11 protein-coding genes are annotated in these 15,455 nt (G+C 40.0%); 7 read left to right on the top strand and 4 right to left on the bottom strand.

Annotated elements, in window-relative coordinates:
- The first annotated feature begins 146 nt into the window (after positions 1 to 146).
- The 5 genes from HS960_RS13255 (at position 147) to HS960_RS13235 (ending at position 6,088) form a co-directional block, all read left to right on the top strand.
- A complete protein-coding gene (locus HS960_RS13255) occupies positions 147 to 1,244 on the top strand; it encodes a TlpA family protein disulfide reductase (protein WP_153844994.1) in 1,098 nt (365 codons plus the stop codon).
- Between the two features lie 103 nt (positions 1,245 to 1,347).
- A complete protein-coding gene (locus HS960_RS13250; RefSeq protein WP_075991688.1) occupies positions 1,348 to 2,043 on the top strand; it encodes a response regulator transcription factor in 696 nt (231 codons plus the stop codon).
- Between the two features lie 237 nt (positions 2,044 to 2,280).
- The gene (locus tag HS960_RS13245; RefSeq protein WP_153844993.1) at positions 2,281 to 3,618 is read left to right on the top strand and encodes a dihydroorotase; all 1,338 of its coding nucleotides are present in this window, start codon (positions 2,281 to 2,283) and stop codon (positions 3,616 to 3,618) included.
- 9 nt (positions 3,619 to 3,627) lie between these two features.
- Complete coding sequence (locus HS960_RS13240) at positions 3,628 to 4,683, top strand: S66 peptidase family protein (RefSeq protein ID WP_153844992.1); 1,056 nt, start codon at positions 3,628 to 3,630, stop codon at positions 4,681 to 4,683.
- A 1-nt stretch (position 4,684) separates the two neighbouring features.
- A complete protein-coding gene (locus HS960_RS13235) occupies positions 4,685 to 6,088 on the top strand; it encodes a M14 family zinc carboxypeptidase (protein ID WP_153844991.1) in 1,404 nt (467 codons plus the stop codon).
- 73 nt (positions 6,089 to 6,161) lie between these two features.
- Here HS960_RS13235 and HS960_RS13230 read toward each other — a convergent pair whose 3' ends face one another.
- From HS960_RS13230 to HS960_RS13215, 4 genes are all read right to left on the bottom strand, one after another.
- Positions 6,162 to 7,631 (bottom strand): RagB/SusD family nutrient uptake outer membrane protein, encoded by a 1,470-nt coding sequence (locus tag HS960_RS13230; protein WP_153844990.1) that lies wholly within the window; start codon positions 7,629 to 7,631, stop codon positions 6,162 to 6,164.
- Between the two features lie 17 nt (positions 7,632 to 7,648).
- Positions 7,649 to 10,855, bottom strand: a complete 3,207-nt coding sequence (locus HS960_RS13225; RefSeq protein ID WP_182332961.1) for a SusC/RagA family TonB-linked outer membrane protein — start codon at positions 10,853 to 10,855, stop codon at positions 7,649 to 7,651.
- Positions 10,856 to 10,976: 121 nt separating this feature from the next.
- On the bottom strand, positions 10,977 to 12,032 hold the full coding sequence (locus HS960_RS13220; protein WP_153844988.1) for a dipeptide epimerase: 1,056 nt from the start codon (positions 12,030 to 12,032) through the stop codon (positions 10,977 to 10,979).
- Positions 12,033 to 12,040: 8 nt separating this feature from the next.
- A complete protein-coding gene (locus HS960_RS13215; protein ID WP_182332959.1) occupies positions 12,041 to 13,267 on the bottom strand; it encodes a C40 family peptidase in 1,227 nt (408 codons plus the stop codon).
- 419 nt (positions 13,268 to 13,686) lie between these two features.
- Here HS960_RS13215 and HS960_RS13210 point away from each other — a divergent pair, with 419 nt between their 5' ends.
- Positions 13,687 to 14,715: a N(4)-(beta-N-acetylglucosaminyl)-L-asparaginase gene (locus HS960_RS13210; protein ID WP_120336530.1), complete on the top strand. Its 1,029-nt coding sequence runs from the start codon at positions 13,687 to 13,689 to the stop codon at positions 14,713 to 14,715.
- A 199-nt stretch (positions 14,716 to 14,914) separates the two neighbouring features.
- Positions 14,915 to 15,430 carry a peptide-methionine (S)-S-oxide reductase MsrA gene (msrA, locus tag HS960_RS13205; protein ID WP_083663801.1) on the top strand — a complete coding sequence of 172 codons (516 nt, stop codon included), beginning with the start codon at positions 14,915 to 14,917 and terminating at the stop codon, positions 15,428 to 15,430.
- Positions 15,431 to 15,455 lie beyond the last annotated feature (25 nt).

Raw genomic sequence — 15,455 nt, 5'->3', positions numbered from 1 at the left:
CAGATTTATTCGAGTTCTTCCTTGGAGGATTCGAATAAATCTGATAGTTTTTACGATTCTTTAAGCTGTGACATGTAGCGTGAATCAAACAGAGCAAAGCCATTTGCGTAATTGGGAATAGGTACTTAACAAATAAAAATAAAAGGATGAAAAAGGCAGTTTTTTTAGCAGTAGGGATCGTTGGTTTGATGATGGGTTGCCAAAATAAAGAACAGTTTACCATCGCTGGAAATGTCGAAAATCCTGGCAATATCAAAGTTATTTCATTGTATGAAGGCGATACCAAGCTGGATTCTATGTTTTTTGGCGATAATAACAAATTTCAGTTCGTACGACCTGCTAGCCAATCCAGATTGTTGTCCTTGCGTGTTGGTAAAAATCGGTACGATTTAATTGCTTCTCCGGGAGAAACGATTACATTTAAGACAGATTTGCATAAAGATGTAAATGATTACCAGGTTGATGGTTCTGAATTGTCAAAGACTATACAGCCTTTTGCCAAAGAGCGAAATTATCGCGATTATCTACAGGACTCATTGCAGACAGTGTTTTCAAAGCTAACGGCCAATTCGACAGCAGCTGAGATCGAAAAGATTCGTGCTGAATATAAAGCAAAGTTTGCAGAAGAATTGCGTACATATACAAAAAAAGCAGTCGATTTCTCGAATAAACATAATGATCTTGCAGGTTTTTATGCAATCTCGACCTTAGATCCTGAAGTAGCCGAAAATGAAATCATTACCTATGCAGATAAAATAAAAAATGAATTTACGGAGAACAGATATGTAACACAGTTTAAAGAGGAGACCCAAAAACTGAAAAAAATGGCAATTGGGCAACCTGCTCCTGAGTTGACTTCTTTTACACCATCAAATAAAGAAGTTAAATTATCGAGTTTTAAAGGGAAATATACTTTGGTGGATTTTTGGGCTTCATGGTGTATGCCCTGTCGCCAGGAAAACCCTAATCTCGTTAGGTTGTACAATACCTATCATGGTAAAGGCTTTGATATACTCTCCGTTTCATTTGATGATAATCCTGGTTCCTGGATGCGTGCTATTGAAGATGACAAGTTAACTTGGACACATGTGTCAGATTTGAAGGCTTGGAGCTCACCGGTTGTCATTGATTACCGTGTGAAAGCCTTGCCTACCTCATATGTTCTCGATCCGAACGGCATTATTATAGCAAAGAACTTGCGTGGAGAAGAGTTAGAGGCATTTTTGAAGAAAACAATTAAGTAATCAATGTGTTATTGTTAAATATTATATTACTTAATAATTTGGTAACATTAGATTAACTGATTGTTATCATTTTGTTTATAATTTAGCAAAAAAAATAAGACAAATGAGTTCTTCGAAACAAAAGATTTTAATTGTTGATGACGAAAAGGATATCTTGGATTTAATTGCATTCAACTTAAATCGTGAAGGTTATCAGGTCTCTACAGCGCAAAATGGGGAAGAGGCAATCAACGTTGCCAAACAAGTAAATCCTGATCTTATCATCTTGGATGTGATGATGCCAAAGATGGATGGAATTGAAGCTTGTCGTATCATGCGCGCAATGCCTGAATTCAAAAGTACATTCATGGTATTTTTGACTGCTAGAAGCGAAGAGTATTCGGAGATCGCAGGATTTCATGTCGGTGCAGACGACTATATAGCAAAGCCAATTAAGCCGCGTGCTTTAATGAGCCGCATCAATGCTATCTTAAGAAGAAATGCTTCCGAAGAGTCAGATGCCTCTGTTCAGGATAAAATTGAAATTGCCGACTTGGTCATTGATCGAGATTCTTTCTTGGTATATAAAGGGGAACAAAAGATCGTTCTAGCAAAGAAAGAGTTTGAACTATTGTATTTATTGGCATCAAAACCGAACAAGGTGTTTACACGCGAACAGATCTTAAAGAGTATTTGGGAAGATTCTGTTGTGGTAACCAATCGTACAATTGACGTCCATATCCGCAAGCTGCGCGAAAAGATAGGTGACGATTATGTAACCACTGTAAAAGGAGTAGGATACAAATTCGATAAAGAATAAAAAAAGAGGCTTTAGCCTCTTTTTTTATGCGATTAACTTCCGGAGTTTAGATTTAATGCGATTTGTTTTGCGCCAAATCTAGACAAATACGAGTAGGATATTTCAAATTTGACATAAGAGGAAGGCGAGAATTTAAGGAAGAAATTGTCGTCGTTATAGGGAACTCTTTATCGAGATAACTTGATATCACCACAACAAATCTTTACTTTTGACCTAAAGCAAAGTAAAAATTTCAACATGTCATCTATTCTTATAAAATCTGCGCAACTTGTCAATGAAGGTAAAGTTGAGGTTGCTGACGTATATATCAGCAATGGTCGAATCGAAATGATTGCTCAGGAAATTAATCATCCTGCTGATCAGGAAATAAATGCTGAGGGGCTACACTTGCTACCTGGACTTATTGATGACCAGGTTCACTTTAGAGAACCCGGTTTAACTTATAAAGCGGATATATGGCATGAGAGTCGCGCAGCAGTTGCCGGTGGGACAACCTCTTTCATGGAAATGCCTAATACTGTTCCTAATACGTTGACCCAGCAATTGCTTCAAGATAAATATGATATTGCGGCAAAAAATGCGCTGGCCAATTATTCATTCTTTATGGGGGCAGCTAATGATAATCTTGAGGAGGTACTTAAAACGAATCCAAGAAATGTCTGTGGTATAAAAGTTTTTATGGGCTCCTCTACTGGCAATATGCTGGTTGATAATGAAAAAGCGTTGGAAGGTATTTTTGCAAGTGCTCCGACCTTGGTGGCTACGCACTGTGAAGATGAGGCAACGATAAAGGCGAATTTGGCCCTATTTAAGGAAAAATATGGCGAGGATGGATTAAAAATTGAGATGCATCCATTGATTCGTTCTGAGGAAGCTTGTTATTTGTCTTCGTCAAAAGCTGTCGAGCTGGCAAAAAAGCACAATACACGCTTGCATATCCTTCATATCTCAACCGCCAAAGAAATTGCATTATTTAATAATGATATTCCACTAAAGGATAAAAAAATAACGGCTGAAGCCTGTATTCATCACCTTTGGTTTTCTGATCAGGATTATGCCTCAAAAGGTAATTTTATCAAATGGAATCCAGCTGTAAAAACAGCCAATGACCGCGATCAGATTTTAAAAGCTGTACTGGATGGACATATCGATGTGATAGCGACAGATCACGCTCCGCATACAATTGAGGAGAAATCTCAGCCCTATGTTTCAGCACCAAGCGGAGGACCTCTTGTACAGCATGCGTTGCAAGCCTTGTTAGATATGGTCAAAGCAGGAAAAATGACCCTGGAACAATTGGTGCAAAAATCTGCACACAATACAGCTACATTGTTCCAAATTGAAGATAGAGGGTACATTCGTGAGGGATATTGGGCGGATCTTGTGTTGGTCGATCTGAATAAACCTTATACGGTATCGAAAGCGAATATCCTGTCGAAATGTGGCTGGTCACCATTTGAGGGGCACACATTTAGTTCAACGATTGAACATACTCTCGTATCAGGTAAACTTGCTTTCTCCAATGGACAACTTATTGAGAAAGGTGCTGGTGAACGTCTGTTGTTCAACCGATAGTATTTAGCAATGGAAAAAAGAGCCTTTCTAAAATCGATTGCTTTAAGCGTGTTGTCTATTCCTGTACTGGGAATGGGGAAGCCAACCGGAGATAAAGCCGAATTGTACGGTCAAGCTGCTTTGCTTGCAACGAGGTTAAAATTGGGGGATATCGTAGGTTTAATAACGCCTGCTGGTGTATTGGATGATGAAGAATCAATTAGTATTGCACGTGAGATATTTGAGACCTTAGGTTTTAAAGTAAAAGAAGGTAAACATATACGCAGCCGCTACGGTAATTTGGCCGGTACAGATCAGGAGCGTATAGCAGACATTCATGATATGTTTGCAGACAAGACCGTCAAAGCGATTGTTTGCATCAGAGGAGGTTCGGGTACATCACGTCTTTTAGATAGATTAGATTACAGACTGATCGCCAATAACCCAAAAATTTTATTGGGATATTCAGATATAACAGCCTTAATTTTGGCATTATATGCCAAGACAGGACTTATAACGTTTCATGGTGCAGTGGGGATCAGTACCTGGACTAAGAAGCTTGCAGAGGCTTTCAATGCTCAGTTTGTAGCCAATCAGCCAGCAATATTTGAAAACCCCAAGTCTAAAGGTGATAGCATTGTGCAGACCAAAGACCGAATTGCCACAATTCATCCTGGTATAGTAGATGGGGTATTGCTGGGTGGAAATATGACCGTGTTGACCGGCTTATGTGGTTCACCTTATCTGCCAGATTTTAAAGATAAAATTCTTTTTCTTGAAGAGGTCGACGAAGATATGGAACGTGTTGACCGCATGTTCTGTCAATTGAAAAATGCTGGTGTACTGGGTGCGATTAAGGGTTTTATTTTTGGCAAGTGCACCAATTGTAAACCATCTGGTGGCTATGGATCCGTAACACTTGACCAACTGTTCAATGATTATATCAGACCGTTAAAAATACCCGCTTATACAGGGGCTGTCGTTGGTCATATTGCCGAACAGTTTATTTTGCCCGTAGGAGCAAAAGTCCGTGTAGATGCTTCGCAAGGAACGATTGCTTTAATGGAGCCTGCATTAAAAGATTAATATGAAATTAGTAAAAGTTGATTTCATCAAAGCCTTTTCTTTATATGAAGAAAAGGCTTTGATGCATAGAAGATTTAAACATGCTGATATTTTGCCGTTATTAGAAAATATCAGAAGCTCTGGACGTTTTGCTGTAGCGGAAATTGGCAAGTCTACCGAAGATCGTTCGATCTTTCGACTACAATACGGACAAGGGCCAATCAAGATACTTTTATGGTCGCAAATGCATGGTGATGAACCTACAGCAACAATGGCCTTGTTTGATCTATTTAATTTTTTCAACGGAAAAGATGATGGTTTTGATGCGGTTAGAGATGACATAGCATCAAAAGTGACCTTATATTTTATTCCGATGCTAAATCCTGATGGAACAGAACGGTTTCAGCGTAGGACAACCATGGATGTGGATATGAACAGAGATGCAAGGGCAACAGCAACAGTGGAAGGAGCCTTATTGAAGGCGCAAGCCATGTTGCTAAAACCTGATTTTGCCTTTAACCTGCATAACCAAAACAATTACTACAATATTCCCGGAACAAATACGCCAGTAACAATTTCCTTATTGGCACCTGCTTATGATTATGCGCGGAGTATCAATGAAACTCGGAGAGATGCGATGCGGGTGATTGTTGGAATAAATAAAATCCTTCAGGACTTTGTTCCAAAGGCAGTTGCAAGGTATGACGATGAGCATACACCGCGCGGTTTCGGTGATAATTTTCAAAAATGGGGCGCTAGGACGATTTTAATTGAATCAGGAGCTTATGTTGGTGATACCGAAAAAATGCTGGTCAGAAAATGTAATTTCGTAGCATTGTTAAAAGCATTTGAGGAAATTGCTGATCAATCCTTTAAACGGCATTCGGTTACCGATTACGATGCAATTCCCTTCAATGATGAAAAGCTCCATGATGTGTTGCTGAGAAATTTGACCATTGAGCGGAGTGGAAAACCATTACTTGTCGATGTCGCCATCCGGCAAAATGAAAAGACGATAGGCTCTGACTATTATCTGGAGGGGATAGTAGAGGATATTGGCGATCTGCAAGATTTTTATGGTTATGTAGATATTGATGTTGCAGGAATGGAGTTTGCCCCAGCCAAGATGTATATGGAGCCATTTGCTTCCCTGACCGATTTAGATGATACCATCGTGATGGGATTACTTGAAAAAGGCTATGCCGCTGTTATTATTGAAAATGTGATCCCGGGAGAATTTTTGCATAACCTTCCAATTCGTGTATTAACTAAAAAAGCTATAGAATTTTCACAACAATTAGCTCTCGGAGCTCAGGCGGATTTCTTTCTTCGGAAAGAAGGAAAGATTATTTACGCCGTAGTTAATGGTTGGGTGATCGATTTGAAAAAACCAAAGCAACAGCAGTATAAAAATCAGATAAGTTAGCAATGCCTAATATAGCTCAAAAAAGGAAAAAGGTCACAGCATAGGCTGTGACCTTTTTCCTTTTTTGAGACTACTAGTAGCCGGTATTCTGTTGATTTGCTATAGCTGGGTTTGCATTCATCTCATCCAGTGAAATAGGAAGAATGGTTTTAAAGAAAGTTCTATCGATCGTTTTTTGCCTATTTGTTGTGCTTATATTTCCTAAATCATCATCAAAAGTTATCGATTTGTTCCAGCGCATCATATCAAAGAAGCGATGACCTTCTCCAAGGAGCTCTTTGCTTCTCTCATCGGCAATCATATCTAAAGTAATCGTGCCTGAGGTCGCGACATCTAATTTTGGAGAACGTTGGCGTATTGCATTCAGGTAATTTGCTGCAAGGGCCTTGTCAGGAGATGATTTTAATAGAGCAGCTTCAGCAGCGATAAGATATACTTCGGACAAACGGATGACCTTGATATTGACTGCGGTACTATTTGCTGTTGAATTTTTATCACCAGCAAGAGTGGTGCTACCGCTATATTTATAGACCGCTCCTAAATGGGTGGTGCCGACTTCATCGTACGCCATAACACCCCATCTGACATCTGTCTCGTCTTTCTTAAGTTTGGCCAAGAATGGATCTGCGGCTATAAAGTTTCCCAATATGGCTGTACTGCCATGTCCTTTTCTGCGGAACATCGCACCCAGAGAACTAGTCCCCGCATCAGCTTCATTCGGATAGACACCCAATTCTAGAATAGATTCAGTTCCAAACATACCTGTCCAGGATTTCACCCAGTTTTCATTGCTATACAATGTGTAGACTTTGGAGTCTATGACCTCCTGCGCTGATTTTAACGAGTTATCATAATCATTCATATAGAGATACACACGAGCTTGCAGTGCTTTATTGGCGAAAAAATTGAAATATCCATCCGATTTGGATTTTGGCAATAAGCTTTCTGCATCCTTTAGATCCTGTACTATTTGTTTGTAGTTTTCCTCAACGGAGATACGTTTTTCCTGCGCGCTATATTCGAGTACTTTCGTCACATTAGGGATACCAAGGGCAGATTTTTCCATGTTGTAGGGTTTTCCGTACAACCTGACAAGATCAAAATTGATGAGGGCTCTTGCGGTCAATGCTTGTCCTTTATACGTATTAAAATTTTCTGTCGAACCGGCAGCGATTAGTTTATCGATATTTGTCAAAAGATTATTGATCTGCACGAGTGTATGAAACCCTTGTGTCCAGATGCCTGAATAGGGATTAGAAGAGGCCGAATGATTAAATACATAAAGATAGTCATAACCGCGGCCTTGGGATGCAATCGTAAAGTCCCCCCCTTTGGCATCAGCATAGAGCGGGAAATTTCGTCCATAGTAGGCAACATTTGCCATTTTACTCATTAATCCATTCATAATAACCTTTGCGTCAGCAGCAGTTTGGATGGAGGTATTGGAGTCCCCCATATTGGTCGGTGTGACATCCAAAAAATTGCTACAAGAGCTGATTGCTAATGATATTGTTATGCACGAGGCAATAAAAAGCTTTTTCATAATACTGTTTCTTTTCGTTAAAAACTAAATTCAACACCGAAAGTGTACGTTTTTGCCAATGGTGTTTCCCAGCCCCGCGTACCAAATTGGTTAACTTCTGGATCCATATACTTGTATTTCGAAACAGTCAATAAATTGCTTCCATTGAAAAATACCCTTGCATTGGAGATGCCAGCTCGTTTTAAAAATTCATTTGGTAATCTATAGCTCAACGAAATGTTCTTTAATCTAAGATATGACGCGTCAAACAGTTGTCTACTGCTGATCTGGTTCACATCTTCCAGATCTCTTCCGGTAACCATCGGGTAAGTTCCATCCGTATTTGAAGGTGACCAGCTATTTTCTGTAAAATAAGCGGCATGAATTCGTTCCCAATAATAGCCGTCATCGGCAACATCTTTGGATGTCGCATCATAAAGTTTGCCGCCAATTTTATAAGCAAAGTTCAATCCCAATGAAAAGTTTTTATAATCGATGTCAGAATTTATACCGCCATATAGTTTAGGATTAGCATTTCCGATGATGGTTTGTTTAGCTTTTTTGTAATCATAACTTGCAGCTTTTCCGTTAAAGATAAAATCGCCATCCGTGCCGTCGTTTGTATACCAGACGTTTTTGCCATTGGTTTGATCGGTACCTGCCCATTCCAACCCAAAGAAAGATAAAGACGATTCTCCTTCGCGATAAATAAATCGAGCTCTATCGTCTCCACCTGTGGGATCATACCAGACGATATCTCGTCCACCATATAGTTTTGTAATCTTGGATTTGATAATTGCGGTATTTGCACTTAATGTCCATTTCCAATTTTCATTTTTAACAATATCTGAGCCCAGTTCAATCTCTATACCTTTATTGTTCATTTCGCCAACATTTCGCAATATGGAGCCGAAACCAGTAATTGTGGAGATCGGAACATTCTGTAAAAGATCCTTCGAGTCTCTGTTAAAATATTCAATTGTACCGAATAGTTTATTGTGGAACAGACCAAATTCCAATGCGATGTTTGTGGAGTAATTTTTCTCCCAAGCGACGTCCGGATTGCCTAAATTATTAAGCCCACCACCTGGCTGCGTCATATATTTGTTGGAATAACTTGTTAAATTGCGCCAGGCAAAAAGATCCGTAGGTAATGTTCCATTTACCCCATAGGAACCTCTAATTCTTAGGTTATTGATTTCTTCAATCTCTTTAATAAAAGATTCCTTGGCCAAATTCCAGGAAGCAGCTAAAGACCAAAAGTTGCCCCAACGAGGACCTGGTGCCAAGCGGGATGAACCGTCCCTTCTAAAAGATGCCGAGGCAAAATAGCGTTCATCGTAGTTATATTCCGCCCGCGATAGTACAGACATCATATTATTGCCCCAAGAATAGGCGGACGCATCCAATATACCTGCAGTGGCGACTGTATGAAGTGATGAGGATGGTAAATCTTTACCTGTAGCACGGATAAAATCAGTCGTGTTTTTTTCAGCTTCGAAACCAGCTAATAACCCGATATTATGCAAGCCAAAACTCTTGTTGTAATTGGCGGTTGTGGATGATACCAATTTTTCAATGGACGTAGACACCTCTGTGACCCGGCCATTGTCTGCCATACCGTTATAATGTTTAGCACTGTAATAGATATGATCTTTGACTTCGGTCCGGTCATAGGAGAAAATAGTCTTCAATGTAAGTTCAGGCAATAGCTTTAATGATAAAGATTCTATAGCTGATAATTTGCTTGTTTTCGAAGAGTTTTCCCATTCCTTGTTGTAATACAGTGGATTATAAGCGAGACTGCCATAACGAGCTGTATATTCGTTACCTGTTTTATAATCAGTTGGCCAATACATCTGCCATAATAAATTACTCGCTTGATACAGGTAATTTGTTCCTGTATTCCTGGTGTCATTCATCCCGATAAGCTTGTTTTTAGCGTAGTTGACGTTTGAACCAAATTCGAGATATTTCCCAATCTTTTGCGTTAAATTAATCCGACCATTGATTCTGTCGAAGTTATTCTCAATAATCCTGCTTTTGTCTTGCGTGTATCCTAAAGACGCATAGTAATTGGTTTTTTCTGTTGCTCCGCTTACCGAGATATCGTTGCTGTTGAATATCCCGGTTCTAAACAATGCTTTGTTCCAGTCATAATACTTACCATCTCGATTCTCTACACCATCTGTTTTTCCTGAGATATGTACATTTTCCCATTGTGAGGTTCCATCCGTGCTGAATTGATAGCCATGAATACCAAAACCATAAGAAGAAGTTGGTTTACCGTAATTTGCCGAATTTGGATTCCAGTCCAAAGAATTTAAGCGGAATAAGGTGTTTTTATTCGCCTGTTCGACTGTTTGACCTGCTGCTATTCTAGAATCATATAATACACTATAAAGCATATTGATTTGATCCTGTACCGAAGCGGGTTCATTATTTTTTGTCGCCCATGAGGGACTAATGCCAATAGAGGACTTAACATTGATCTTCGGATCTCCGTTTTTTCCCTTTTTTGTGGTGATGATGATGACACCATTTGCCGCGCGGGACCCATAAAGGGATGAGGCAGCGGCATCTTTTAACACAGAAATAGATTCGATATCGCTCGGATTTAATGTGCTCATTACATTATTTGTATTGACAATATAATCGCCCATTTGTCCAACACTACCTGAAATCACCGGGACTCCGTCAATGACATAGAGTGGTTCATTCGACGCGTTCATGGAGCCTATGCCTCGAATGCGTATAGCTGAAGTTGCACCTGCCTGACCAGATCCATTTGACACTTGCAGACCTGCAACACGGCCAGTAAGTGCTTTTTCAAAAGAAGTGACAGGTTGTTTATCAATGGCATCTGATTTTACTTGTGCCGCCGAACCTGTATAGGTGCTCTTTTTAGCCGTTCCGTAAGCAATGACAATGACTTCGTCCAGTGCCTGTTCATCACTGTTGAGTGAAATACTAATGGTTTTTCGGCCATTGACCTGAATTTCTTGTCGGCTATAGCCGACGGCAGATATAGTTAATGTCGCATTGGCGTTTGTGTTTAAGGTAAACAGGCCATTTTCGTTTGTTGAGGTCCCTTGGCTAGCGCCTTTTACATTTATTGTAACTCCGCTAATTGGTTTTCCATTGCTGTCTGTGATTTTACCTGCAATTTGGATCTGTTGTGCATATAAAGACTGCATCGAACTACAGGCTATGAGACACAACGTTGTGAGCACATGTTGTTTCATAAAAGTGTGAATTGATTAATTTAGTTGTTAATATTTTGGTGCTATCGATGTTGGTCAAACTTGTGATAGCAATTCAGTGCAATCTTTTCTTTAAGAAAAAAACATTGCACTGAATATAGGGTTATTTTCTTAAAATTCCAATCCCCGGACGGTCGGGAAGAAGGCAGTTACCATTGACAACGGTCATGCCGTCGTATATATCATTTCCGATCAATAAAGCACCATCTAAATCAGCCCAGTCTGTTAATGGTGCAAGTTGTGCAGCTGCACTGATCGCGCAGGTAGTTTCGGTCATACAGCCGATCATAACTTTCATTTCCAAAGAACGAGCAAGTTCTGCCATTTGTTTAGCTTCACGCATGCCCGTGCATTTCATCAATTTGATGTTGATCCCCGAGTATACACCCTTTAATGCCGGAACATCTACAAGGCGTTGGCATCCTTCATCGGCAATAGTAGGGATAGGACTATGCTCAGTAAGCCAGGCGTTGTCGTCTATCTGCTCCTTGGGCATCGGCTGTTCCAAGAAAGAAACATTTCTTTCTGCAAGCCAGTGTGCCATTTCCAAAGCCTCTTCACGTGTTTTCCAACCTTGATTGACGTCGGCACACAAAGGACGATCGGTAACCTGACGGATGGTGTCTATGATCATTTTATCCGTATCAAGACCCAGTTTCACCTTTAAAATTTTAAACTGATCAGCTTCGGCGACTTTTTGGCGGATCATTTCTTCTGTATCGATTCCGATGGTGTAGGACGTCGGTGGGATAAGGTTAGGATTCAATCCCCATATCTTATAATAGGGCTGATTCATAATTTTACCAAGGATATCATGTAGGGCAATATCAATGGACGCTTTTGCAGCCGTGTTTTTCAAAGCAAGCTGATCAATATAATGCAGGAGCTCTTCGGTTTGAAAAGGAGAGTTGAAGCCTGTCAGATCAATCTGATTGAGGAATGATAGGACACTTTCCTGAGATTCGCCTAGATAGGGTGGCATACTCGCTTCACCATAACCGATAATGCCATCATACTCTAGTTCGGTCAATACAACCGGTGTTGTGCTTCGGCTAAAGGAAGCTACTGTAAAGACATGGCGCAAAGTTAAAGTGTAAGGTCTAAACCTTAATTTAAAGGCCCCAAAATCTTTACTGATCCATTCAGATTGATTGCTCATCGTTATGTTTATTTATTGTTGTAATAATTGCTTTCAACGACTTTCTGTATTGCGCTATCGTGGGTCCCGAGGTAACGGCGTGCAGCAACCACAGTTCGGGTTTGGAAATCATCGTAGTTTGCAGCGTCCTTAAGCATACTGTTGATCCGGACTAATCCGGCAGCGTGAATAAAAGTTCCATTGCCGATATAGAGTGCAACATGTGTTACACGCGCATTAGGGTTGCTGTTTTTGCCTGCCGCAAAGAACAATAAGTCTGCCGGTTTTAGATTTTTGAGTGCTTTCTCAGGGTCGAAATGTCCTTCTTGATCTAAAATGTCGATTTTTTCACCTGCGAGTACTTGTTGCGATGCATCTCTCGGAATTACGAAGCCGTTCATAAAAAAACTTGTTTTGGTAAAACCGCTGCAGTCTACACCTTTCACCGATGTTCCCCCCCATAAATAAGGCAGGCCTAACATAGTTTTCGCACTGGCAATAATGTTTTCTGCTGTAGGGTTGCGCGTTTCAAGCCAGTTTTTCAATGTTACACTTTCTGATTTTTTAATATACCCCAAACGTCCATCGGGATAGACGATCTCATAAAAATTGGCTTTTTGTCCTTTTACCTGAAGAATGTCGCCATAGACGAGGTCAGATACACGCTGGCTCTTTTCATTTGGTTCGGAATATGATTTTCCAAATTCTGCTGTATAGATAACTTTTTCTGCTTGTCGCCAATTGGCCAACATGGTTTTGTCCATCGCTTCAATGGACGAAGTAGGTACCCATGCGATATAACCGTCGGGGGTGCGTACGCGATAGTCGCCACTCTTTTTCTGTAGAAGGTCTACTTGTGTTCCCAATAACACCTGGCTCGTCAGTTCCGCCGCATTATCTGGAAATGTACGCATATTTGCAACGGAGAGCCTGATGACTCCAGTAGTTTTTTCGCCTACACTTGCATCAGGTAAGAGCTGTACCTGAATATTGGCTGATATTTCTTTTGCTTTTTGCTCCAAAACGAACTTAGCATCTTTTTCAGTTGTTTCAAGCACATATTGGTTCTGTGCTATATCCGCTTTTTGGATTGCTACGATCTTGGTTCTTTTATCGGGAGCGAATTCACGTTTTACGTTTTCTTGCAACTCTTTGATCTTGAAATAAGTCGTGGAATCTAGCTGCTGCGCCTGACTGCTTTCAACACCTATTAGGCTTGCATAAGCTAAAATAGCGAATTTAAGAGTGTTTTTCATGCGAATTAGTTTGTTTCTAAAGATAGGATTAATTCATAATATAAGTCAATTTTTATTGTCGATTTTTAAGTGATTTTGATGTTATGTTGCTAAAAAACGAATGTTTGGGTTTAATTTTAATTAAATTATCTAATTGCTAAAACCATTTTGTAATATTGCTTATTGATTGTAAAGTCAATATCCTTCTTCAGTTTAACACGAAGCTGTAAAAATGTAGAATAGCATTTTCCGGCGTATATCGATGAAGTAGATTGGGGTCAGATGTGACGTAAGGTCGTGCAATACACTAGAAAGAGAGCGATGCCTTTGTGCAGTCAATAATGGAAATTTTTTGTATTCGGTAGACCGAAGGCAATTTTTTTGATTGTTTTTTGCCGGATTAATCAATAGCGATAGTTTTATAAAATATTAATAAGGAAATGAGTTCAAGACGTGATTTTATTAGGCAAGGTTTGATTGCTGCGACGGCAATGGGGACATTGACAGCATTTGATGCGAAAGGATTGACGATTGCAGCAAAGGGCAGTGTTAAAAAATATCCTATTGTAATTTCAACTTGGGACTTTGGGATTGCAGCAAATAAAGCCGCTTGGGAAATATTGTCGAAAGGTGGTAAGGCATTGGATGCCGTTGAACAAGGCGTACGTGTACCCGAGGCTGATCTCAAAAATATGACAGTTGGTAAAGGTGGTTATCCAGATCGCGATGGTCACGTCACACTTGATGCTTGTATCATGGATGCGGATGGTAACTGTGGTGCTGTTGCTGGAATGGAAAAAATTGGACATCCAATATCAGTAGCGCGGATGGTCATGGAAAAAACACCCCACGTGATGCTAGTAGGCGAAGGTGCATTGCAATTTGCGTTAGAAAATGGTTTTAAGGAAGAGAATCTTCTAACGCCAGAAGGTGAAAAGGCTTGGAAAGAATGGTTAAAGGAGAAAAAATACAAACCTGTAGCCAATATTGAAAATCAATCCTTTGCAGCGGAACGTCTGCCAGGGAACCAGTATAACCACGATACGATCGGTATGTTGGCTTTGGATGCCAATGGGAATATTTCTGGAGCTTGTACAACCAGTGGTATGGCTTTCAAGATGCACGGCCGGGTAGGAGATAGCCCTATTATTGGAGCCGGACTTTATGTCGATAATGAAGTGGGCGGAGCTACATCGACCGGAGTTGGTGAAGAAGTCATACGGAATGTAGGTAGTTTCTTGGTTGTCGAATTGATGCGTCAGGGTTATTCTCCGGAAGATGCCTGTAAGGAAGCCGTTATGCGTATCGTGAAGAAGAAACCTGCAATTGCGAAGGAAATTCAAGTTGGATTCTTAGCAATAAATAAAAAAGGCGAATATGGTGCCTATGCGCTACAACAAGGTTTTTCCTATGCGGTTTGTGACAGTAAACAACAAGATTTATTGATTAAGGGAAAACACTACTATTAATATTAAAATAGGGGGCTATGGGTACGAGGGCTTCGTTCTCAAGTGGCAAATGGAACGTAAGCTGCCATTTTTCGCAATGATAGCAGTGTATCTCATTGCCGATTAATAATTATATTTGTCTAAACATTTTTCGCTGTAGCTACTAAATCGGCTATAGTGTTTGAAAAAGTAAGATTAAAATACGCAAGATTATAAAAGTATGAAAGCAACATTTGGAGGAGGATGTTTTTGGTGTACAGAAGTTATTTTCCAAAACACTGAAGGGGTAACATCGGTATTGCCTGGTTATATGGGAGGGCATGTAGATAAGCCAACTTATGAGCAGGTCTGTACGGGTACAACTGATCATGTTGAGGTTGTCGAGCTAGAATATGACGAAGAGCTGGTGAACTATGAAGACCTATTGAAAATCTTTTTTAAGACACATAACCCGACGACATTAAACCGTCAAGGTAACGATGTGGGTACGCAGTATAGATCAGTTGTTTTTTATCATAATGAAGAACAGGAGATCTTAGCGCAGAATTTTATCGACGAATTGGAAAATGAGGATGTTTATGAGGACGCTATTGTCACAACGGTAGAACCAGCCGTGACATTTTGGTTAGCAGAAGATTATCATCATAATTATTTTAATGATCATCCTGAAAATCCATTTTGTTCAGTAGTCATTGCTCCAAAACTTCAAAAATTCCTAAAAGAATTTAAAGCTTAAAGGACAATACTTAAGGTGTTGTATC

Origin of the sequence: Sphingobacterium paramultivorum, from assembly GCF_014109745.1 — a bacterium.
Classification (GTDB): Bacteria; Bacteroidota; Bacteroidia; order Sphingobacteriales; family Sphingobacteriaceae; genus Sphingobacterium; species Sphingobacterium paramultivorum.
Note: the sequence above shows the minus strand (reverse complement) of the source record. Positions and strands in the feature narration are given on the sequence as shown.